The organism is Streptomyces liliifuscus, assembly GCF_016598615.1.
Taxonomy (GTDB): Bacteria; Actinomycetota; Actinomycetes; order Streptomycetales; family Streptomycetaceae; genus Streptomyces; species Streptomyces liliifuscus.
The window spans coordinates 5,794,837-5,815,780 of the sequence record NZ_CP066831.1 but is presented as its reverse complement, the minus strand read 5'-3'; the positions used below and the strand labels follow the sequence as shown (position 1 = coordinate 5,815,780).

Annotated in this window: 19 protein-coding genes; 11 read left to right on the top strand and 8 right to left on the bottom strand. The window is 72.3% G+C overall.

The genetic code is table 11. The annotated features are described in order from the left end of the window. Positions 1–6 precede the first annotated feature (6 nt). The gene (locus JEQ17_RS24940) at positions 7–3,024 is read right to left on the bottom strand and encodes an AAA family ATPase (RefSeq protein WP_200397286.1); all 3,018 of its coding nucleotides are present in this window, start codon (positions 3,022–3,024) and stop codon (positions 7–9) included. 228 nt (positions 3,025–3,252) lie between these two features. On the opposite strand from JEQ17_RS24940, the gene JEQ17_RS24935 reads away from it, so the two are divergent. The 3 genes from JEQ17_RS24935 to JEQ17_RS24925 all read left to right on the top strand — a co-directional run bounded on the left by JEQ17_RS24935 (position 3,253) and on the right by JEQ17_RS24925 (position 6,893). Further along, on the top strand, positions 3,253–3,921 hold the full coding sequence (locus tag JEQ17_RS24935) for a helix-turn-helix transcriptional regulator (protein WP_200397285.1): 669 nt from the start codon (positions 3,253–3,255) through the stop codon (positions 3,919–3,921). A gap of 186 nt (positions 3,922–4,107) precedes the next feature. Next, the gene (locus JEQ17_RS24930) at positions 4,108–4,779 is read left to right on the top strand and encodes a DUF4255 domain-containing protein (protein ID WP_200397284.1); all 672 of its coding nucleotides are present in this window, start codon (positions 4,108–4,110) and stop codon (positions 4,777–4,779) included. Then, complete coding sequence (locus tag JEQ17_RS24925) at positions 4,776–6,893, top strand: ATP-binding protein (protein WP_200397283.1); 2,118 nt, start codon at positions 4,776–4,778, stop codon at positions 6,891–6,893. Before JEQ17_RS24930 ends, JEQ17_RS24925 begins: the two co-directional genes overlap by 4 nt. 114 nt (positions 6,894–7,007) lie before the next feature. On the opposite strand, the gene JEQ17_RS24920 is transcribed toward JEQ17_RS24925, so the two are convergent. From JEQ17_RS24920 to JEQ17_RS24910, 3 genes are read right to left on the bottom strand one after another with little or no spacing between them, the layout of a single operon-like run. Continuing rightward, complete coding sequence (locus JEQ17_RS24920) at positions 7,008–8,444, bottom strand: hydrolase (protein ID WP_200397282.1); 1,437 nt, start codon at positions 8,442–8,444, stop codon at positions 7,008–7,010. A gap of 2 nt (positions 8,445–8,446) precedes the next feature. Then, positions 8,447–9,853 carry an RICIN domain-containing protein gene (locus tag JEQ17_RS24915; protein ID WP_200397281.1) on the bottom strand — a complete coding sequence of 469 codons (1,407 nt, stop codon included), beginning with the start codon at positions 9,851–9,853 and terminating at the stop codon, positions 8,447–8,449. 8 nt (positions 9,854–9,861) lie between these two features. Continuing rightward, positions 9,862–11,004, bottom strand: a complete 1,143-nt coding sequence (locus tag JEQ17_RS24910) for an eCIS core domain-containing protein (protein WP_325176283.1) — start codon at positions 11,002–11,004, stop codon at positions 9,862–9,864. 235 nt (positions 11,005–11,239) lie between these two features. Between JEQ17_RS24910 and JEQ17_RS24905 the strand changes: the two genes are divergently transcribed. The 4 genes from JEQ17_RS24905 to JEQ17_RS24890 all read left to right on the top strand — a co-directional run bounded on the left by JEQ17_RS24905 (position 11,240) and on the right by JEQ17_RS24890 (position 14,040). Further along, the gene (locus JEQ17_RS24905) at positions 11,240–12,817 is read left to right on the top strand and encodes a phage tail sheath subtilisin-like domain-containing protein (RefSeq protein WP_200397279.1); all 1,578 of its coding nucleotides are present in this window, start codon (positions 11,240–11,242) and stop codon (positions 12,815–12,817) included. Positions 12,818–12,920: 103 nt separating this feature from the next. Beyond that, complete coding sequence (locus JEQ17_RS24900; protein WP_143640089.1) at positions 12,921–13,364, top strand: phage tail protein; 444 nt, start codon at positions 12,921–12,923, stop codon at positions 13,362–13,364. Then, the gene (locus tag JEQ17_RS24895; RefSeq protein WP_200397278.1) at positions 13,364–13,885 is read left to right on the top strand and encodes a hypothetical protein; all 522 of its coding nucleotides are present in this window, start codon (positions 13,364–13,366) and stop codon (positions 13,883–13,885) included. Before JEQ17_RS24900 ends, JEQ17_RS24895 begins: the two co-directional genes overlap by 1 nt. Further along, a complete protein-coding gene (locus JEQ17_RS24890; protein WP_186001281.1) occupies positions 13,882–14,040 on the top strand; it encodes a DUF6760 family protein in 159 nt (52 codons plus the stop codon). Before JEQ17_RS24895 ends, JEQ17_RS24890 begins: the two co-directional genes overlap by 4 nt. An 83-nt stretch (positions 14,041–14,123) precedes the next feature. Here the strand turns inward: JEQ17_RS24890 and JEQ17_RS24885 are convergent, their stop codons facing one another. The 4 genes from JEQ17_RS24885 to JEQ17_RS24870 all read right to left on the bottom strand — a co-directional run bounded on the left by JEQ17_RS24885 (position 14,124) and on the right by JEQ17_RS24870 (position 16,181). Next, positions 14,124–14,417, bottom strand: a complete 294-nt coding sequence (locus JEQ17_RS24885; protein WP_200397277.1) for a hypothetical protein — start codon at positions 14,415–14,417, stop codon at positions 14,124–14,126. 543 nt (positions 14,418–14,960) lie between these two features. Then, entirely contained in the window at positions 14,961–15,137 is a 177-nt protein-coding gene (locus JEQ17_RS24880) for a hypothetical protein (RefSeq protein ID WP_200397276.1), read from the bottom strand. Positions 15,138–15,212: 75 nt separating this feature from the next. Next, a complete protein-coding gene (locus tag JEQ17_RS24875; protein ID WP_200397275.1) occupies positions 15,213–15,875 on the bottom strand; it encodes a hypothetical protein in 663 nt (220 codons plus the stop codon). Between the two features lie 96 nt (positions 15,876–15,971). Beyond that, positions 15,972–16,181 carry a hypothetical protein gene (locus JEQ17_RS24870; RefSeq protein ID WP_200397274.1) on the bottom strand — a complete coding sequence of 70 codons (210 nt, stop codon included), beginning with the start codon at positions 16,179–16,181 and terminating at the stop codon, positions 15,972–15,974. Positions 16,182–17,331: 1,150 nt separating this feature from the next. Here JEQ17_RS24870 and JEQ17_RS50160 point away from each other — a divergent pair. The 4 genes from JEQ17_RS50160 to JEQ17_RS24850 all read left to right on the top strand — a co-directional run bounded on the left by JEQ17_RS50160 (position 17,332) and on the right by JEQ17_RS24850 (position 20,939). Next, positions 17,332–17,796: an extensin gene (locus tag JEQ17_RS50160; RefSeq protein ID WP_234048356.1), complete on the top strand. Its 465-nt coding sequence runs from the start codon at positions 17,332–17,334 to the stop codon at positions 17,794–17,796. A 103-nt stretch (positions 17,797–17,899) separates the two neighbouring features. Further along, on the top strand, positions 17,900–18,325 hold the full coding sequence (locus JEQ17_RS24860; protein WP_143640083.1) for a phage tail protein: 426 nt from the start codon (positions 17,900–17,902) through the stop codon (positions 18,323–18,325). 14 nt (positions 18,326–18,339) lie between these two features. Next, positions 18,340–19,062, top strand: a complete 723-nt coding sequence (locus tag JEQ17_RS24855) for a CIS tube protein (RefSeq protein WP_200397272.1) — start codon at positions 18,340–18,342, stop codon at positions 19,060–19,062. After that, positions 19,062–20,939: a VgrG-related protein gene (locus JEQ17_RS24850; RefSeq protein ID WP_200397271.1), complete on the top strand. Its 1,878-nt coding sequence runs from the start codon at positions 19,062–19,064 to the stop codon at positions 20,937–20,939. Before JEQ17_RS24855 ends, JEQ17_RS24850 begins: the two co-directional genes overlap by 1 nt. Positions 20,940–20,944 lie beyond the last annotated feature (5 nt).

Here is a 20,944-nt window from a genome sequence, read left to right as displayed (position 1 = left end):
TACGCCCTATGCCCGAGGGCCTCGCCGGTCCTGGTGTCGGTCCCGATCAGGGCCGGGGCCGGGGCCGGACGGGCCGGAGCGGGACCCGGCGTCCATGAGCGCGGCGCCGAGTTCCGCTCTGCGGCGGATGCCCAACTTGCGGTAGGCACTGGTCAGATGGGTCTCGACGGTACGCCGGGCCAGGTGCAGCAGCTCCGCTATCTCCATGTTCGTACGGCTCTGCGCGGCGAGTTCCGCGATCCGGCGCTCGCTGGCGGTGAGCGACCCGGACCCCGTCCGTGCCGTCGCCGCCCGGCGGGCGCCGCCCTCGCGCAGGGCCGCTTCCGCGGACGCCCGAAGCCGGACCGCGCCCAGCCGTTCGGCGCGTTCGGCCGCCTCCCGGAGCGCCTCGCGGGCCCGCGCCCGCTCCCCGGCGGCGGTGAGGCCGCGCCCCTGTGCGATCAGCGCCGGAATCAACTCCGTGTCGACCGGTTCTCCGCCCGGGGCCGCGACCTCGCCACCGTCGGATGCTGCCTCTCGGGTCGCCCCGGGTGTCCCGCCCGGCGCCGCGTCGGCTCCCTGCCGCAGGATCCGTACCGCGCGTTCCGTCAGATCGAGGCCGCGGCGGCCGCCGGTCGCCGTGCCGAGGGCGCGCAGGGCCCGGCCCAGCACCCGGGGCGTGTTCCACACCGTGGCGAGACGGAGTTCCTCCTCGGCCAGGGCCAGTGCCTGGCGGGGCCGGCCGAGCGCCAGATGGCACTCCGCCGACGCGGTCCGCCAGGGGGTGACGACCGGGCTCACCACATCCCGTGCCGACTGGTGGCGCCCGCACTCCAGGAAGTCGCCGAGCGCGCCCGCCGGATCGCCGGTGGCCGAGCGCAGGACACCGCGCGCGTACAGGAAGCGGTTCAACTCCCAGGAGTCGTGCGGGTTCTGGAGGTCGAAGCCGTCCGCGAGAGCTGTGGCCTCCTCCGTACGATCCGTCTCGACGAGCGCGATCAGCGCGTGGGCCTGCGCGTTGCCCGGATCGGGACGGCCCGCGACCGGGCTCGACGCCCCGGGATCGGCGAGCAGTTCGGCGTAGTCGCCATGGGCGGCGGCGATGTCGACCCGTACGTTCAGCAGCGCCAGATGCATCGGGTGCAGCAGGGACGTGCGCTGTCCGGCCAGGCCGCGCCGTACGAGCCGTTCGGCCTCGTCGAGCTGATCGGCCCACTGGGCGACCGCGGCGGCCGTGCCCAGCAGGAACCCCTCCGCGAGCGGATCGGCCGGCCGCGCGAGCAGGGCGCGGATCCGGCGCATCGCCGAAGCCGCCGAGGTCAGACCGGCGGTCGACTCGTACCGCACGAGCAGCGCCTGCCCGGCCGTGCCGACCAGCCGCGGCGAGCGCTCGGCGGTCTCGCGCAGCCAGCGGTACACCTCACGCCGTGTCCCCGGGTCGTGGTCGGACAGCAGCGCCGAGGCCGTCTGCACCGTGCGGACCAGGTCCGGATGGCCCGTCAGATGCTCGTTCTCCAGACCGCGCAGCACGTCGATCGCGGTGCGGGCCTCGCCCTGCCGGGCCAGCGCCGTGCCCAGCGCCACCGCCGCGCGCACCCGGTCGCGTGGCAGCCCAGGCAGTCGCATCGCCTCGGCGAGCCGCGGTATCCCTGCCGTCGACCGTACGGTCGCGTACTCCAGCGAGCCCAGTTCGGTGAGGACCACGCTCCGGCGGGCGTCCGGCATCGGCTCGTCGAGGGCGCGACGCAGGAACGCCACGGCGTCGTCGCTGCGGTCGTCCCGGACGGCCAGGCCGGCGGCGTCCAGCAGGACACCCGTCGCCCAGGCCTCGCCGACCGGGGCGGACCGCAGCAACTGCCCGGCCACCGCCTCGGCGCGGTCGCCGCGGCGCAGCATCGCCTCGGCCGCCCGTTGGTGCGCCGCCTGCCGCAGGGCGCCCGACCAGCTGCTCAGCACCGCGTCCCGCAGCAGCGGATGGGCATAGCGGGGCCGTCCGCCGGGGCGGGGGCCGGGGCGCAGCAGCCCGAGGCCGGTCATCGCGGTGAGCCAGCCCGGTACGCGGGCGGGGTCGGCGTCCGCCGTCCTGGCGAGCAGCTCGGCGTCGGCGTCCGTGGGGCCGCCCCGGCCGCTCTCACCGTTCCCGCCGCCGTTCCCACCTCCCTGCCCGCCTCCGTCCCCGTCCTTCTCGTCGTCCTCCTCGTCGTCGTCCAGAGCGGCGAGCGCTCGGGCGACCTCGGTGGTCGTGGGCCCGGCGCTGTCCAGCCACCAGGACACGGCGGCCGCGTAGGAACCCGGGTAGAGCGCCGCGCAGTTGTCGGGCAGGGCCGCCCGGGCGTCCTCCGGGGCGGTGCCCCCGAGGTCGTCCAGCAGGGCACGCAGCAGCAGCGGACTACCCGCGCCCGCCCGTACGCAGTCGTCCACCCACTCGGCCGGGACGGGACGGCCGAGGGCCGAACGGACCAGCTCCGCCGCGGAGCCGGCGCTCAGCGGGGCCAGCGTGCGGGTGCGGACGAGCGCGGGGGAGAGCGTGTGCACCAGCCCGTCGGCCGGCGGATCGATGTCGTACTGGCTGCGCTCGGTCACCACCATCAGTACCGGTAATCGGTCGATCCGCCGCACGGCCTCGACCAGCCAGCGGCGCGAGGCCTCGTCGGCGAGATGCACGTCGTCCACGGCCACGAGGAGCGGCGCGTCGTCCGCGTACGAGCGCAGCAGCCGCCACAGCCGCGCGGACCTGCCCCGGTGGGGCGGGGTGCCGGGCGGGTCCGGCTCCTCCCCCGCGGCCGAGTCGAACCCGGGTCCGTGTGCGAGGAGTTGGAAGACGGCGCCGAACGGTACGGAGGTCTGGTCCGGCGAGCAGCGGGCCCGCAGGACGCGCATACCGGCCGCCTCCGCCTGCTCGGCTGCGGCCTCCAGGAGTGCGGTACGGCCGGTGCCGGTGGCGCCGCGCAGCAGGACGAGACGGCCGGCTCCGGACCGGGCGCGTTCGGCCTCGGCGGCCACCAGCTCCAGTTCCTCCCGGCGTTCGCGCAGCGCTACGGACATCCCTGCCTCCCTCGTGGCCGTGGTGCGTTCCGCTGTGTGGGACGGGAAGGAGCGGGACCCTCGTTGCGTGACATGACCCACGAGCCGGAAACGCGGTGCCGCCGATCTCGTGGTGTGTCTCGTGGTGATCCACGATTGCGCCGACCACACGTGTCACAGAAGGGTGGTGGATGCACGCCTGTCACGGACCCCACAGAGGTGATGGGTACGTGAACATAGGGGATACGGTTGCGCAATTCATTCGGAACCACAGCTCCCGGTACGGACGGGCCAGAGTCCCGCATACCGGTCGCGGTGCACGCATGGGACCCGATCTCCCGGGAGGGAGTGCTCGGCCAGCTCCGGCAGCACCAGGTGATCGACCTCCGCGAGGAGACCGAGACCGGGCCGGACACCGTCGCACTGCTGGTCAACGACACGTTGGACGAGGACACGCTCTCCCGGCTGCGCAGACTCGTGCGCAGCGAGGGGGCCCGTGCCGTCCTCGTGGTGAGCGCGATCCGCGAGAGCGAACTCCTCGATGCCATCGAGTCCGGCGCCGGCGCCATCGTGTGGCGCCACGAGGCCACCGCGCACCGGCTGGTGCAGGCCGTTCTCGCGGCCTCCCGCGGCGACGGCGATCTGCCCGCCGATCTGCTCGGCCGGCTGATCAACCAGGTGAGGTCGCTGCACCGCACCGCGACCGGCCATCCCGGCGCTCCCCACTCGGGACTCGCACCTCGCGAGGTGGACGTACTGAGGCTGGTCGCCGAGGGGCTCGACACCGGGGAGATCGCCAGCAAGCTGTCCTACTCCGAACGGACCGTCAAGAACGTGATGCATGGGCTCACCACCCGGCTGCATCTGCGCAACCGGGCGCACGCCGTGGCCCATGCCCTTCGGGAAGGCTACATCTGACCGAACGGGCAATCGAACATGGACAGTTGGGCAGCCCGGTCTGCCCCGCGTCCGTCCCCGGCGTGCCTGCGGAGCCGGTAGCCCGCGGGAGACGATCGGTCAGGACAGCGGTACCGGTGCCGGCAAGGGGCCGGCCGGGCTTCCGGCGGCGACACGGCACAGGCACGGCAGGGCAGGAGCACGACGGTGATCCACGAGGTGGACGAGGTCCTCAAGCGGCTGCTCGGGGGCGGCGCGCTCGCCGGTTCCGGCATCGAGGTCTCCTTCGAGGCCCCGACCCGCGACTGGGCGGCCCGGCGCAACGCGCCCGCCGTCAACGCCTACTTGTACGACATCCGGGAGGACGTCTCCCGGCGTCAGCGCGGCCAGGTCTCCGTCCGCGACGAACGCGACATCGTCGTACGCCGCCGCCAGCCGCCCCGCTGGTTCCGGCTGTCGTACCTGGTCACCGCCTGGACCAAACAGCCCCAGGACGAACACCGGCTGCTCTCCGCGGTGCTGGCCACGATGCTGCCGCACGAACTCCTGGCCGCCGACGAACTCCCGGGTGCGCTCGGCGCGCTGGGCCTGTCCGTCCCGCTGACGGTGGCGGGGCTGCACACCGAGTCCCGCTCCCTGGCGGAGATCTGGTCGGCCCTGGGCGGCGAGCTCAAACCGTCCCTCGACCTCGTGGTCACCGCGCCCTTCCCGGCCTTCCCCGAGTACGACGTCGGTCCCCCGGTCACGGAGGGCGCGGTCCGCGTGCGCGGCATGGACGGCACACTGGACGACTCGCCCGAGCGCAGCCACCGGCCACGGCTGTCGGCACAGTCGGCACAACCGGCAACCGCGTCGGACACCGGAGACCCGCAGAAGTGACCACGTACGCCTCCGCCACGTCCGACGCGCTCCTCGTCCGTCTCGCCCGACTGCGCGACCGGGTCGCCGAGTTGGTCCTGAGCCGCAGCGCCGTCGACCCCACGGCGGACGATCCGCTGCGGGGGCTGTACCTCTCCGACGAGGCCGTACGGCATCTGCTGGGGCCCACGGCGGTGCCGTACGCCGACGTGTTCGAGAACGCGGCCGGATTCGAGGCGGCGACCGGCTCCGAGGACGCGGCTGTCCCCGGGGGCACGTCTGTGTCCGAAAGCACCTCTGTGTCCGGAGGGATGGAGTCCGCTCCGGCCGCCCGGCTGGAGCGGCTCGCGGTGCGGCTGGAGCTGACCGAGCTGGACACCCGGATCCTGCTCATCGCCCTCGCGCCGGACCTGGACCGCTCCTTCGAGCCGCTGTACGGGTACCTCAACGACGACGTCAGCAGGCGCCGGGCCACCACCGGGCTGGCGCTCGACCTGTGCGGGCTGCCCGCGCACCTCGCCGAGGCGCGGGCCCGGTTCCACCCCTCGGCGCCGCTGACCGCGCTCGGGCTGCTGACCGTCGAGGAACCCGAACGCCCCTTCCTCAGCCGTTCGTTGCGCGTCCCGGACCGGCTCGTCGCGCATCTGCTCGGCGACGACACCCCGGACGCCGCGCTCGCCGGCAGCCTCCATCAGCTCGACTCACCGACGTCGCTGCCCCTGCCGTCCCCCTCGCCCTCCCACGACGAGTTCACCGCCAGGCTGGCCGCCCGGCTGGCCGTCGGTCCCCGCACCGTCTATCTCCGCGAGCACCGCGAGGGCGACGGGCTGGTGTGCGCCGCGGCCGCCCTGCGCGCGGCGGGGGTCGGGGCCCTGCACTTCACGCCCGCGGCCGCCGGGGAGCCCCTGCCCGAACTCCTCTCCGACGTCCTCCCCCGTGTGCTCCGCGAGGCCCGGCTGCGCGACCGCGCGATCGTCGTGTCACCGCTGCCGGACAAGCCGGGCCCGCTGCTGCGGGCGCTGACGGAGGCCGGCGTGCCCGTGGTGCTCGTCGGGGCCAGGCCGTACGACCCCCAGTGGTGCGAGCGCGACCCGCTGGTCCTCGACGCGCCCCGGCCGCACGCGGGTGCCGTGGACGCCTGGTCGGTCGCGCTCGGCGCCGGGGCCGACGGTCCGGGTTTCGACCTGGCCGCCACAGTCGCCCCGTACCGGCTCGGCGGCGACCGTATCGAGCGGGCGGCCCGCGCGGCCCGGGACCTGGCGATGTTCGACGGCACCCCGGTGACCGCAGCCCATCTGCGGCTCGCCGCGCGGCAGCAGTCCGCGTCCGGGCTCGAACGGCACGCCCGCCGGATCCGCCCCGACGTCGGCTGGGAGGACCTCGTCCTGCCGGACAGGCCCCTCGCCCAGCTGCACGAACTCGCCCTGCGCGCCCGCCACCGCGACCAGGTCCTCGGCGACTGGCGGCTCAGTGCCGGAGGCGGCCGGGGCCACGGTGTCCTCGGGCTCTTCGCGGGCGAGTCCGGCACCGGCAAGACGCTGTCCGCCGAGGTCGTCGCCGCCGAACTCGGCCTGGACCTCTATGTCGTCCAGCTCTCCTCGATCGTCGACAAGTACGTGGGCGAGACCGAGAAGAACCTCGAACGGATCTTCACCGAGGCCGACCGCACCGACGCCGTGCTGCTCTTCGACGAGGCGGACGCCGTGTTCGGCAAGCGCTCTGAGGTCAGGGACTCCCACGACAAGCACGCCAACATGGAGAGCGCGTATCTCCTCCAGCGCCTGGAGTCCTTCGACGGCATCGCCCTGCTCACCACCAACCTGCGGGCCAACATCGACGAGGCGTTCACCCGGCGCCTCGATCTGGTGGTCGACTTCCCGTTCCCGGACGCCGAGCAGCGCCGGGCCCTGTGGCGGCACAGCCTCGCCCATGTCCCGTGTGCCGAGGACATCGAACCTGCGGCGGTCGCCCGCGCCTTCGAGATGGCCGGCGGCTCGATCCGCAGCGCGGTCGTCACGGCCGCCTACGCGGCCGCGGGGCGCGGTGCGCCCGTCACCACCGCCGATCTGCGGGAGGGCGCCGCGCGGGAGTACCGCAAGGCGGGGCGGCTGGTGCCCGGAGAGGGCAACTGGTAGCTGCCGTCCCATCACGGTCTGGCTCCGCCGGGTGGGTTCGTCAGGTGCGGGTCGGTGGGGGCTGGGCGCGCGGTTCCCCGCGCCCCTTTCGGGGCGCGGGCCGCGTCAGCGCGCTCACACCGTGAACTTGACCGCTTCCAGCCACAGGTCGTTGCTGAGGGTGCCGCCGAAGATGAAGCCCTCGCCCTCGCCGGGCTTGTCGCAGCCCATGCCGTGCCAGCCCTCGTTGTGGACGTGGGTGGTCTGGCACACGGCGCCGCCACCTTCGTCGACGTTGATGGTGAAGCCCAGCATGTTCGGGGCGTCCTTCTTGGTGCTGCCGATGTAGTTGTCGATGCCGTCGGGCGCCCCCGTCCACGGCACATTGTTGTAGTAGCCCTGGCCGTTCGTCGACCCGGGGTTGTGGATGAAGGCGACACCGGCCGTGCCCTTGGCACCGGACACCGCGATGTTGAGGGCCTTGAGCGGTTTGTTCTCCCCCACCGTGCCGGCCGTTTCGCCGTCGCACACCGCGTCCGTCCAGCCCTCGCCCGTCACGAAGGCCCGGTAGCAAATGTGCCGCCCACCCGGGTCGTCCGCGGCCAGTGCCTGGACGGCGGTGGCCGCGGTCTTCTCCGGAGCCTTCTTCTTCTCCTCGGAACCGCCTCCCGCCCCGCCACCGCCGCCACCGCCACCGGCGGCCGACGACTGTGCCGCGGGCGGGGGTGTCGTAGCGGGCGCGGTGGGAGTGGGCGGCGGAGGCGGTGTCGCCGAAGGGCTGGGCGCCAGCGTGCTGACGCCGGCCTCGTCGAGCCTCTCCTTGGCCTCGCTGCGGACCTGCGGCTTGTAGGCGATCCACAGCATCACAAAGGTGATCGCGAGCGCCATGAAGACACCCAGGAAGGTCGCCAGCCAGCGCGGCAGGAACCCCCGCTGCACATAGGTCCCCTCGACATCCAGCGGCGCGACTCCCGACCGCTGAACGGCGAACTTGTACGGCCGCTCCTCCTTGGACCCGAACCAGATGATCTGCCGCGGCTTCAGCGTCGCCTTCACAAAGGCGGCACGCCCCGGCTCGATCTGCACATTGCTCGGATGAAGGTCGTACGACAACTGATCGCCGTTGTCGCTCCCGCTGACCGACGCGGTGAGTTTGGTGTTGCCGAGGTTGTCGACGGCCAGTTTGGGCCGCCCGCGGAAACGCCCCTTGACGGTGGGCGGCACCAACTCCGCCCGCACCTCGGTGAAGGGCGTGATCGTCAGATTGCCCTCCGGGACGGTCACCGCCTCCGGATGCTCGGTCGGCGTGATCCGCACCGCGTAAGGATTCGGCCCCGCCGTCGCATCCGGCGTACGCGGCGGCGCGAACATCAGCTCCACCGTGCCCGTCGTCCCGGGGTACAGCCGGAGCGTCTGCGGCTCGACGATCGTCCACGGCGCGATGTCACCCACCGGCTCAAAACGGTACTCGTCGACCACGTCACCGGTATTGCGCAGACGCAACCGCACAGTCGTACTGCCACCCGGGTCCACGGTCGCGGACGCCGGCTCCAGGGAGGTCCAAAGGCTCACGATCAGTCCTCGTCGGGTTGGATGATCTGCCACTCCTGGTCATCGGTGACGGTGCAGTTGAAGATCATCAGGGTTACTTCGTCGCGAACGTCGTCGCTGCCCGCGACTTCGAGGCACTTGTTGTCGCTCTTGGCGTTGCGGATCCAGTAGGCGCCGCTCTCCTGCTTCGCGAGCCACCACAACTGGTTGTCGCTGGTCGTGCCGTCACAGGTGAACTCAGTGACCTTCGTGTGAATGGGAGCCGCCCCGTAGTTCGGCAGATCCATGCACAACTTGTCCTTGACGTTGCGGATCTGGAAGAGGTCCGTGCCACCGGGGCCGCCCTTCTCGACCTTCACCTCGAGGTTCCAGAGCTGGTTGTCGGCGGCGGTCGGATCGCAGGAGAACTGCTGGACCCGGCCGTCCCTCTTGCCCACGCCCTCGCCGGGGACGTCGGCACACAGCTTGGTGGACAGGTTCTTCAGGACGATGTTGTTCGCGGGCAGCAGGCTCTTGGGCTTCTCCTTGGTCGGCGCGGGCGCGGGCGCGTCCCCGCCTCCGCCGCTGTCCGCCGGGGCGGACTCGACCGGTGCCGAGGCCGACGGCGGCGCCGAGGGGGCGACCGGTGTCGGCGAGGCCGAGGGCGCCAGCGTGCTGACACCGGCCTCCTGGAGTTCCTTGGCCTCGCTGCGGACCTGCGGCTTGTAGGCGATCCACAGCATCACGAAGGTGATCGCGAGCGCCATGAAGACACCCAGGAAGGTCGCCAGCCAGCGCGGCAGGAACCCCCGCTGCACATAGGTCCCCTCGACATCCAGCGGCGCGACTCCCGACCGCTGAACGGCGAACTTGTACGGCCGCTCCTCCTTGGACCCGAACCAGATGATCTGCCGCGGCTTCAGCGTCGCCTTCACAAAGGCGGCACGCCCCGGCTCGATCTGCACATTGCTCGGATGAAGGTCGTACGACAACTGATCGCCGTTGTCGCTCCCGCTGACCGACGCGGTGAGTTTGGTGTTGCCGAGGTTGTCGACGGCCAGTTTGGGCCGCCCGCGGAAACGCCCCTTGACGGTGGGCGGCACCAACTCCGCCCGCACCTCGGTGAAGGGCGTGATCGTCAGATTGCCCTCCGGGACGGTCACCGCCTCCGGATGCTCGGTCGGCGTGATCCGCACCGCGTAAGGATTCGGCCCCGCCGTCGCATCCGGCGTACGCGGCGGCGCAAAGGTCAGCTCCACCGTGCCCGTCGTCCCCGGATACAGCCGGAGCGTCTGCGGCTCGACGGTCGTCCAGGGAGAGATGTCACCGACAGGCTCGAAGCGGTACTCGTCCACCACGTCACCGGTGTTGCGCAGACGCAGACGTACGCGGGTGCTGCCACCCGGGTCCACGGTCGCGGACGCGGGTTCCAGGGAAGTCCAGAGGCTCACGTCGGCGATCAGTGCTTCTCGTTGTGGACGACCCAGGATTCCCCGTAGAGGAAATTGCCCTGCGGGTCGTACACGGTGGCTTCCGCCGTCAGTCGCTCCGGGATCATCGTCGAGTAGTAGGCGTCGATGTCCGCCGCGACGGAACCGGTCGCGCCGAGTGCCGCTCCGGACACGGTGCCGTAGTGCGCCTGCACCTCGTACTCGACGATGTTGCCGTTGCGGATTTCCTTCTTCACGTTGTATTCGGCCATGGAGTGGTGGCGGGAGTTGCCGGACTTGGTCAGCGGGGTGAGGTTGCTCATGGTGTTTCCGGGACCGCCGACGATCTCGTTGAGCAGGTGGCCCTGGACCATGTTCTTGGAGAACCACTTCGCGGTGGCGCCGCTGCCCGTCGGCCACCACGAGGGCTTCACCTTCGGGGACGATCCCTTGGCGATCTGCCCCGGGTGCAGTTCCGCCCTCATGAAGGTCCCCGCGCCCTGGTAGAGACCGCCGTACTGCACGTACGGATAGCCGACGTAGGCCCGCTGTACGGCGTCACCGACGAACGGTTCCGAGGCGGTGGCCGACGGCTCGTCCTCGGCCACGCGCTGCACGGGGGCCGACATCACCTGCCGGGCGGTGGCCTCCGCCTCCTGCTCCGCGTGGTCGCCGGGGTTGCTGACCCGCAGCCCGTTGCCGTTGTCGGTGCCGGGGACGGACCCCTGGCTCTGCTGGAGGACGTGCTTCAGTTCGTGGGCGAGGGTGAGCTTGTCCGTGCCGCCCGGGCCGAGCACCACATGACTGCCCGAGGTGTACGCCCTCGCGCCGATCTCCGTGGCGGACCGCTGGGCGACCGGGTCCGTGTGAAGGCGTACGCCGCTGAAGTCGACGCCGCCGAAGCGGCTCTCCATCTCGGTCCTCAGCGGTGTGTCCAGCGGCCGGCCGGAGGAACGCAGCACCTGGTGCACCGCGGAGCGCTGGACCGACGGGCCGTGGCCGCAGTTCGCGTCGTGCTCGTGGCGCTGCTGCCCGACGGCCCGTGCGACGGCCGCGTTGCCCGCGGCGCGCTGCAGCACCAGGAGCCGGTCGGCGGTTGTGCGCGCGGGCGCGGGCCGGGCGGCACTGTCGCGACCACCGGCCTTGTCGGTGCGTTCTTCCTGTGCGCGCACGGCGCTCCCCTCCACGGCTGGTCCATCAGCCTTACGTGCAAGTGGCGTGTACGGGGAGGGCCTTGGGGGCAGCCTCACGGGCAGTGCGCCCGGCTCCGCGGGCAGGTTCCGGCCGCGAACTGCCCGTCCGGGCAACAGTTCTGCCCTCGAACAGGCCCCGGAGGACGTTTCGGAGGACGCGCTTCGCGCGTGAGGGTGAGAGGCGTCCTGTCTCGTACCCCGAGGAGAGCAGAGCATGCCGTCCTACCTGTCGCCCGGCGTATACGTCGAGGAGGTGGCCAGCGGCTCGCGTCCCATCGAGGGAGTGGGTACGTCGGTGGCGGCCTTCGTCGGACTCGCGCCGACCGGGCCGCTGAACGAGCCGACCCTGGTGACCAACTGGTCCCAGTACGTCGCGGCCTTTGGTGACTTCACCGACGGTTACTACCTCGCACACTCGGTGTACGGGTTCTTCAACAACGGCGGCAGCGCCGCGTACGTCGTCCGTGTCGGCGGCACCGCCGAGGGCGCGGCGGGAAGCGGCGCCCCGGCGTCCGTCTCCGGCTCCGCCGCCCCGGCCGCACTCCCCGCGGGCGAGCCGAAGCAGCTCGGCACGTTCAGCGTGACCGCCGTCGCGGGCGGCTCGCTCAGCGTCGAGGTCGCCGACGCCGAGGGCGAGGGCCCCGCCGAGCGCTTCAAGCTGATCGTCAAGGAGGGCGACAAGCCCGTCGAGACGTTCGACGTGACCGCCAAGAAGGGCGGCCGCAACTACGTCGTCACGCAGGTGAAGGAGCGCTCCAAGCTCATCACCGTGCAGGAGTCGGCGCCCGCCGCGCAGCTCGCGCGCCCCGACAACCAGACCGTGGCCCTGGCGGCCCCCGCCGCCCCCGCGCCCGTCACCCCCTCCAAGGCGAGCGACTCCCACCCCGGCCCGGCGCACTATCTCGGCGACTCCGCCGACCGCACCGGCTTCGGCGGTCTGGAGGCCGTGGACGAGATCTCCATGGTCGCCGTCCCCGACCTGATGGCCGCCTACCAGCGCGGCGCGATCGACCTGGAGGCCGTGAAGGCCGTCCAGCTCGGCCTCATCGCGCACTGCGAGCTGATGGGCGACCGGGTCGCCGTCATCGACCCGCCGCCGGGCCTGAACGCCCGTCAGATCCGGGTCTGGCGCCAGGAGACCGCGGGCTACGACTCCAAGTACGCGGCCCTGTACTACCCCTGGGTCAAGGTCTTCGACCCGGCGACCGGCCAGTCCCGGGTGATCCCGCCGAGCGGTCATGTCTCCGGCATCTGGGCCCGCAACGACTTCGAGCGCGGTGTGCACAAGGCGCCCGCCAACGAGGTCGTACGCGGCGCGGTGGACCTGGAGCTCCAGATCACCCGCGGCGAGCAGGACCTGCTCAACCCCATCGGCGTCAACTGCATCCGCGCCTTCCCGGGCCGCGGCATCCGCGTCTGGGGCGCCCGCACCATGTCCTCCGACCCGGCCTGGCGCTACCTCAACATCCGCCGGTACTTCAACTACCTGGAGGAGTCGATCCTGCTCGGCACCCAGTGGGTGGTGTTCGAGCCGAACGACCACAACCTGTGGGCCCGGATCCGGCGCAACGTCTCGGCGTTCCTCGTCAACGAGTGGCGCAGCGGCGCCCTCTTCGGCCAGCGGCCGGAGGAGGCGTTCTACGTCAAGTGCGACGAGGAGACCAACCCCCCGGAGTCGGTCGACGTCGGCCGGGTGATCTGCGAGATCGGCATCGCCCCCGTCAAGCCCGCCGAGTTCGTGATCTTCCGGCTGGCCCAGTTCTCCAGCGGCAGCGGTGAGTTGGAGGAGTAGGCCCACCCGCCTGCGCCCTTAACCCTCGCAAGTCCCCTCGTACGCCGGCCCGTACGTCCCCTCGTACGCCATTGCCAAGAACCCTCAGAAGGACAGAGAACAGATGAGTCTCAGCCCGGGTGACGCCCTTACCTCACATAATTTCGGTCTGCAGATCGACGGCGTGATGGTCGAGTACCTCGCGGAGGTCAACGGCCTCAGCATCGAGCAGGACGTCATCAAACACCTGTCGAACTCGGCGCAGGGCAGGCCCGAGGTCAGTCTGATGCCGGGTGTGCAGAAGGACGGGCAGTGCACCGTGGTGCGCGGAATGACCCAGTCCCCGGCGTTCACGACGTGGATCAACGACTCGATCGCCGGCCAGATGAGCACGGCCCGCAAGAACGCGTCCATCATCATGATGGATTACCAGAACAATCCGGTGAAGCGGTACAACATGCGCAACGCCTGGTGCAGCAAGATCGACGCCAGCGCGCTGAAGGCCGGCGAGGCCTCCGCGCTCACCGAGACCGTGACCATCGTCTTCGAAGAACTGGTCATCGAGTAATGCGGCGTACGGCTGCCAGGGCGGGCGCGGGCCCGGTCGTGGAGGCACCTGCGCCGGAGCCGGTGGCGGGGCAGGGGCCGGGGCAGACCGCTGCGCCGGCCCCGGCGCCCGCGCCTGCCCCCGCGCCCGCTCCCGTATCGGTGCCGCAGCAGTTGCGGACGGAGTTCCCCTTCGAGCTGCCGCGGGGGTACGTCGACGCGTCGGGCACGGTCCACCGGGACGGCGTGATGCGTCTCGCCACGGCCCGGGACGAGCTGATCCCGCTGCGGGACGTCCGCGTCCAGGAGAACCCGGCGTATCTGTCGGTGGTCCTGCTGGGCCGGGTCATCACCAGCCTCGGCACGCTGCCGTCGGTGCACGACGGGGTGGTGGAGAACATGTTCGCCTCCGACCTCGCGTTCCTGCAGGACTTCTACCGCCAGGTCAACGCCGAGGGCCACACCCGCGCCGCCGTGGAGTGCCCCCACTGCTCGGAACCCTTCGAGGTCGAACTCGGCGGGAGCCGCCTGGGGGAATCGTGACGTACGCGACCGACCGGCTGCACGAGGAGATCGCGTACGTCGCCTACCACTTCCACTGGAGCCTGGAGGAGATCCTGGATCTCGAACACCAGGACCGCCGGCGCTTCACTGAACAGATCGCGTCCCTGGTGACGCGGGGCGGGGCGGAGGGCTGAGGGGTGGGGTTCTTCGACCGACTGAGGGGCGTCGGCACGGCGGCATCCGCCGCGAACTCGGGTTCCGGGGAGGGCGGTTCCTCTCAGGCGGGCGGTTCCTCCCGTACGGATGCGGGTGCGGGTGCGTCCCGTACTGATGCCGGTGCGTCTCGTACCGGCGCGGATGCGGGTACGGCCATGGGGGCCGGGTCGGCTTCCGTGGCCGGGTGGGTGGGGTTGGCGCCGATCCAGCGGGCCGCTGTCGGGCGGACCGGTGTCGCGGACTCCGGGTTCGGCGGGCGGCTGAGCACCTGGCAGAACCCCTCCTTCACCGGCACCTTGTCCCACGCCGTCCTGGACGGGGCGCCGGGCGGGCTGGTCAGGAACGCGCTCGCCACGTCGGCGAGGCCCGTCCCCGGACTCGAACCGCCCTCGCACACCCTGCTGCCGGTACGGTCCGACGAGCCCGAGGCCCCGGGCGACGTACGCGACGACGCTGCACCGGTGCCGGTACAGCGCGCCCCGCGTCAGGTCACGGCGTCGCGCCCGTCAGGCCCCCGGGTGACACCGGTGCCGCCCCGGGCCCACCGGCCCAACCCGCTGACCAGGGCGCCCGCGACGCCCGCCGTACAGCGACGGGCGCTGCCCGTCGCCCGACGGGAAGCCACGGGCGCCCCCTTTGTGGGGGCTGCGGCCGATGGCGAGCGGCCCTCGGCGGTCGGCCCGGTCGGCACAACGGCCGCCTCCGGCAACCCGACTCCGGCCGGTCCGGGCAGCAGCCCGGCGTCCGGTGCCCGTACTGCGAGCGGTCCCGATGGCCCGGCACCCCTCTCCGGCGGCTCGGCCGTCAACGTCCAACGGGCGACGGCCAGTTCCGGCGGCACCGTCGGCACCGCCGGTCCCGGTAGCTCGGCGGCCGGGCCCGTCCGTCCGACGGCCGATCACGGCGCCCGGGCGACTCGCCCAGGTGGACCGGCGGCCAACTCGGCCGAGAGGGCGCCCAGTTCCACCGGTACGGCACCCGACACCGGCACCCGTCCGAGCGGCGTCGGCGGCGAGGCGGCGACCTCCTCAGCCGGTACGGCGAGCAGCGCGGCGGCGGCCGTCCCTGACGTCACGCCCGGCGCCGGGCCCGGCCATGCGGTGGTCGGCGTCCAGCGAGCGGCGGCCGCTCCCCGTGACGCGGCCCCGGATCAGGCCGGAACAACTACCGGTCCCAGCAGGGGAACGACCAGTCCTGGCCCCGCACCCGCCAGGCCCGGCAACTCTGTGGTCAACGTCCAGCGGGCGACGGCCGGCCCCGGTGGCACGCAGTCCGAGCCCGCCGCGACGACCGCCGGTCCTGCGACGACGGCCGCCGGTGCCGACGGCTCGGCGGTCCGTGTCCAGAGGGCGGCGGCCGACCTCAGCAGCATGCCGACGCGCCCCGCCGGTACGACGACCGGCTCCAGCAGGACCGGGGAAGGCCCCAGCCGAACGGCAACCGGCACCGACCGGCCTGCGGACGGCCCAAGCGGCACGGCGGCAGGCCCGCGCGGCGCGGCGCCCGGGCCGAGCAGCGCGGCGACGCGACACGGCGACGCGGCGACCGGCGTCCAGCGGGCTCCTTCCGGCACCAGCGGCACGCCGACTTCCACTGCCGGAACGGCAGCCGGTCCCAGGAACGCACCGGCCGACTCCAGCGGGACGGCGATCCGCTCCGGCAGCGGGGCTGCCAACGTCCAACGAGCAACGACCAGTTCCAGCGCCACGCCAACCCCCTCCACCGGAACGGCGGCCGGCCCCAAGGACGCGGCAGCCCACTCCGGCGGCGCAGCCACCAACGTCCAACGGGCGACGACCGGTCCCAGCGCCACGCCGGCCCCCTCCGCCGGAACGGCAACCAGTCCCAAGGACGCGGTGGCCGAGTCCGGAGGCACGGCAATCCCGTCCGGCGGCGCGGCTGTCAACGTTCAGCGGGCAACCGCCAGTTCGACCGGCTCTCCAACCCCCTCGCCCGGAACGGCAGCCAGCGCCAGAAACGCGGTGGCCAACTCCGAAGGCACGGCACCCCGCTCGGGCAGCGCGGCAGCCAACGCCCAATGGGAGACCCCCAGTTCCAGCGGCACTCCCACCAACGCCCATCGGGGAAGCACCAGTTCCAGCGGCACTGCCACCAACATCCAACGGGCAATCCCCACTTCCACTGACACGGCCGTCACCCCAGCCATAACCGGCTCCGCCGGTACAGCTCCCCGCCCCGGCAACCCGGCACCCGGCCCCGTCCGTCCCTCGGTCGACCGCAGCCACGACAGCCGGGCAACTCACCCAATCGGTCCCGCAGCCGGGAGCTCTGCCAACAGGGCGGCCGCCACCACCGCCGCGACATCCCATGGCGACAGCCGAACACCCAGCCCCGGCAACCCAGCCGCCCCGGCCTCCTCGGCAGGGAAGGCCGCCTCGAACTCACCTGCTCCCGGCCCGAGTCGGGGTGGTGGCCCCGTCACCCCCGCCGCCAAGCCGGTTGCTTCCAACGCGCCGACCGGCGCGGGCACGCGCCCCGTGCAGCGGAGTGCCTCAGGCCCGGCCCGGCGGCTGGGTCTCGGTGCGCCGACCTCGGGGAACGTGTCCACGACCGGTCCGGCGAGCGGACTCCCGGGGCCGACGACCCGGACCCCCGTCACCTCGGCCGCCCCTCCGTCCTCGACCCCTTCGACTCCACCGACCAGCACGGCCGCCAACGCCCCTGCCGTGCAACGCGCCACGGCGACCCCCGCACACACCCCGATCCAGCGCGCCACCACGCCCAGCCCCCGCCAGCGCCCCCTTCTCGGTGCGCCCCTCTCCGCCCCGCCCCCGAACGCGGAGCCCCTCTCCGGGCGTATCTCTCCCGCCAGTTCGGGCGTTGCCGGACCGCCCACCGTCCAGCGTGCGGCGACAGCGAGGCAGGGAACGGCACCGGACCGTACCGCCGGATCACCGGCCACCCGGATCCACGGCGCCCCAACTCCCGTACAGGCGGCGGCACCACCCCACCACCCCCCGCCCGTACCTCTGCGGACTCCGGCCGCCAACACCCCTGCCGTACAACGCGCCACGGCGATCCCCTCCGGCGCGGGCAGCCCGGTGCCCGACCCGACAACGCAGCGCGCGCCCGCGGCCTTGCCCTTGCTCGCCGCAGGTGCTCCGGTCCGGAGCCTGACCCCCGTTCGTGCCCTCGCCCCCGTCCCGACACCCGCGGCGCCCGCCGCAGGCCCGCGCCGGGCGACCCCCGTAGCCGTGCCACTGCGCCGGGCCTCGTCCCCGGGCAGCGGGCCGGCGGTGCAACGGGCCGTGGCGCCCAGCACTCCCGTCGGCCGTGCCGTGCCGCTCCTCTCGGCCGCCACCGCCAAGCCCGGTTCCGGGGCCACCCTGCCAGTCGTCCAGCGCCACGCCTCCACAGCCTCCGCACCCGTACCCGCCGCCCCCATCCCCGTACAACGGGACACCGGCGGTCCGCCCCAGCCGACGCCCGCCAGAACCACCACGGCCGTCTCTACGGTCTCGGCGCACGGCACCTCGTCGCGCGGGTCGTCCGGGTCCGGTTCCGCCAGTGATCCGCCGTCGACGCACGACGACGGCGAGCTCCCGCCCGGGTACACCCCGGTCGCCAAGGGCCAGTTGGACCCCCGGTCCCTGACCGACTTCCAGCTCGACGAGCTGACGCACAGGCTGATCGGCCGGATCACCCGGCTGGTCCGCACCGAACTGCGGCTCGACCGGGAGCGGATCGGCAAGCTCCGCGACCCCCGCCACTGACCGCCACCACCAGGCGCTCGACACACGGCGCCCGCCCACCACCGACACCACCCTCCGCCAACACGACCCCGCACCACCGACGTCCGCAGAAAGGCCGCCCCCGATGTCCCGCGATCTCGACCCGGGCTCCACCATCTTCTTCACCCTGACCATCGACGGCGAGAGCCTCGGTTACTTCAACGGGTGCGAAGGGCTCTCGTCCGCGGTGGAGATCGAGCAGCACCAGGAGGGCGGCAACAACGGATTCGTGTGGCAGCTGCCGTCGCGCGTCACCTTCTCCAACATCCGGCTGACCCGCCCGCTGACACCGGACACCACCAAGGTCGCGGCCTGGATCTCCTCCGTGACCACCGGGGTCAAGCGGCCGACCGCACAGATCGCCGCGTTGCGGGCGGACGGTTCGGAGGTGGCCCGCTGGGGGCTGATCGACGTACTGCCGGTCAGCTGGCAGGGCCCCTCCCTGGACCCGGCCAGCCCGGCCGTCGCCACGGAGGTCCTGGAAATCACCCACCACGGGTTCACGGACTGAGGGGGCGGCACCACATGGCAAAGGGAAGCAAGGGCGCGGGCAAGAGCCTCGTACGCGCCACGCTGGCCATCCACGAGCCGCCGGTCGGCACCAGCACCACCCCGGGCGCTCTGATCAAGACGTTCAAGCTCGACTTCAATCCGGCGCAGCTGACGCTGAGCCGCCGCGCCCAGTGGAAGACGACGCCCACCGCGGCCGTACGCGACGGCAACGTCCCGGAGTTCATGGGTCCCGAGCCCCGCGAGATGACGGTCGAGGTCTTCCTGGACTCGTCCCTCGATCCGAACAGCAACTCGGTGCTGAAGAAGGTGGAGTCGCTGATGGCCTGCTGCGAGACGACGACGAAGAGCATCGCCGCCAAGCAGCCCTCGCCGCCCTGGGTGGTGTTCCAGTGGGGCTCGTTCTCCACGGCCCGCTTCACGGCGTACGTGAGTTCCGTGGAGGCGACCTACTCGCTGTTCGGCACGACCGGTGTGCCGATCCGGGCCACCTGCCAGGTGACCCTGCACGAGATCCCCAGCAAGGCCAAGGGGCAGAACCCGACCTCGGGCGCGCTCACCGCGCAGCGCGTGCACCGCGTCGTCGCGGGCGACTCGCTGCAGTCGCTGGCCTGGCGCGAGTACGGCGACGCCGCCGCGTGGCGCGCCATCGCCGAGGTCAACGGCATCGACAACCCGGCCGATCTGCGGTCGGGCACGGAACTCCTGATGCCCTCGGCCGAGGAGGTGCGTTCCTGATGGTGCAGCCCGCGTACTCCACGCTCATCCAGGTGACCATCGACGGCAAACCGCTGCCGCCCGACTACGCCCCGATGCTCGTCGACGGCTGGGTCGACCAGGGCGCCGGGGTGCCCGCCGCGTTCCGGCTCACCTTCCGGGACCCGGACCGGGAGGTCCTCTCCAAGCTGGGCATCAGGTTCGGGTCCAAGGTCGTGCTCACCCCGATCGCCGACGGCAAGGGTGCCTCCGATCCGCTGCTGACCGGCGAGGTCACCGGCCTGGAGGCGGACTACGACGGCACCGGCACCTTCACCGTCGTGCGCGGCTACGACGCCGGGCACCGCCTGGTGCGCCGGCGCCGGGTGGCCGCGTACAAGAACCAGAGCGCCGCCGACATCGCCCGCAAGCTGGCCAAGGAGGACGGTCTCCAGCTCGGCGCGATCGGTGCGACGAAGACCGTGTACGAGTTCATCAGCCAGGCCAACGTCACCGACTGGGACTTCCTCTCCCGGCTCGCCGACGAGAACGGCGTGGTCATGTCGGTGAACGCGAAGGGCAAGTTCGAGTTCGCCAAGCCCAAGCCCGCCTCGGGGGCGCCCGGGGTCGGTACGGACGGGGACAAGAGTCCCTTCGTCCTCCAGGCCCGCCACGACATCCTGCGGCTGCGGGCCGCCGTCACCGCCGCCGACCAGGTCGGCAAGGTCCAGGCGCGCGGCTGGGACATCACCACGAAGAAGAAGCTCACCTCCATGTCGCTGGCGACCAAGAACGCCGGCGTCAGTATCGGCACCGCCCCGGGCGAGGCCGCCAAGAAGTTCAAGTCCTCCACGCTGGTCGAGACGGGCACGCCCTACGACAAGCAGGCCGAGGTCAAGTTCGCCGCGGAGTCCCTCTCCGACGACGTGACCTCCTCGTTCGCCGAGCTGGAGGTCGCCGTGCGGGGCAACCCCAAGCTGCGGCCCGGCGTTCCGGTCACGCTGACCGACGTCGGGGAGCCCTTCCAAGGCAAGTACACAGCCACGTCCGTACGGCACGTCTTCGGCGACGGACAGCACTACGAGAGCTGGGTGACCTTCACCGGACGCCAGTGGCGCTCGCTGTACGGGCTCGCCTCCGGGGGCGGTTCGGCCGTCGAGCCCCGGATGCCCGGCGTGGCCAACGCGATCGTCACCAACGTCCAGGACCCGGACAAGCAGGGGCGGGTCAAGCTCCAGTTCCCGTGGCTGGACGACCAGTACGAGAGCGACTGGACCCGGGTGACGCAGTGGGGCGGCAAGGGCGGCGGCGGGATCTTCCCGCTGGACGTGGACGACGAGGTCCTCGTCGCCTTCGACCGGGGCGCGCTGGACCACCCCTTCGTCATCGGCGGCCTCTACAACGGCAAGGACGAGCCGACCCCCGTCACGGACGTCCCGCTGCACGACGGGCTGCGGAAGAAGGCGATCCGGCACACCCTGTCCGACCGGCAGGGCAACCGCGTCGACCTGCTCAGCCAGACCACCGGTACCCGTAAACAGGGCGTACGCGTCGCCAGCGGCGACGGCAGACTGACCATCAACCTCGACCGCACCAAGACCGAGATCACCGTGGACAGCAAGGGCACGGTCAGCATCACGGGCAGCAGATCCGTGTCGGTGGAGGCAGGCACCGACCTGACCCTGAGCGCGCGGCGCAGGCTGACCATCAAGAGCGGCGGGCTGCTCAACATCCAGGGCAGGAACGTCAACGTCAAGTCGCTCGGCGGGGCCGTTGCGGTGGACGCGGTGGGTGCCCTCAGCCTCAAGGCGGTCGGGACCGTCCAGGTCAGCTCCGTCGGCCAGGTGGGCATCCGGGCCGTCAACGTCGACCTCATGGGCCTCGTGACGGTCAACAAGAAGCCGTATCCGATCCCGTGACGGCC

Coding starts and splice junctions, on each gene's coding strand:
- JEQ17_RS24940 (WP_200397286.1), bottom strand. CDS start 3,024: ATGTCCGTAGCGCTGCGCGAACGCCGGGAGGAACTGGAGCTGGTGGCC.
- JEQ17_RS24905 (WP_200397279.1), top strand. CDS start 11,240: ATGCCGTCCTACCTGTCGCCCGGCGTATACGTCGAGGAGGTGGCCAGC.
- JEQ17_RS24900 (WP_143640089.1), top strand. CDS start 12,921: ATGAGTCTCAGCCCGGGTGACGCCCTTACCTCACATAATTTCGGTCTG.
- JEQ17_RS24895 (WP_200397278.1), top strand. CDS start 13,364: ATGCGGCGTACGGCTGCCAGGGCGGGCGCGGGCCCGGTCGTGGAGGCA.
- JEQ17_RS24870 (WP_200397274.1), bottom strand. CDS start 16,181: ATGTTGGTGGCAGTGCCGCTGGAACTGGTGCTTCCCCGATGGGCGTTG.
- JEQ17_RS24860 (WP_143640083.1), top strand. CDS start 17,900: ATGTCCCGCGATCTCGACCCGGGCTCCACCATCTTCTTCACCCTGACC.
- JEQ17_RS24855 (WP_200397272.1), top strand. CDS start 18,340: ATGGCAAAGGGAAGCAAGGGCGCGGGCAAGAGCCTCGTACGCGCCACG.
- JEQ17_RS24850 (WP_200397271.1), top strand. CDS start 19,062: ATGGTGCAGCCCGCGTACTCCACGCTCATCCAGGTGACCATCGACGGC.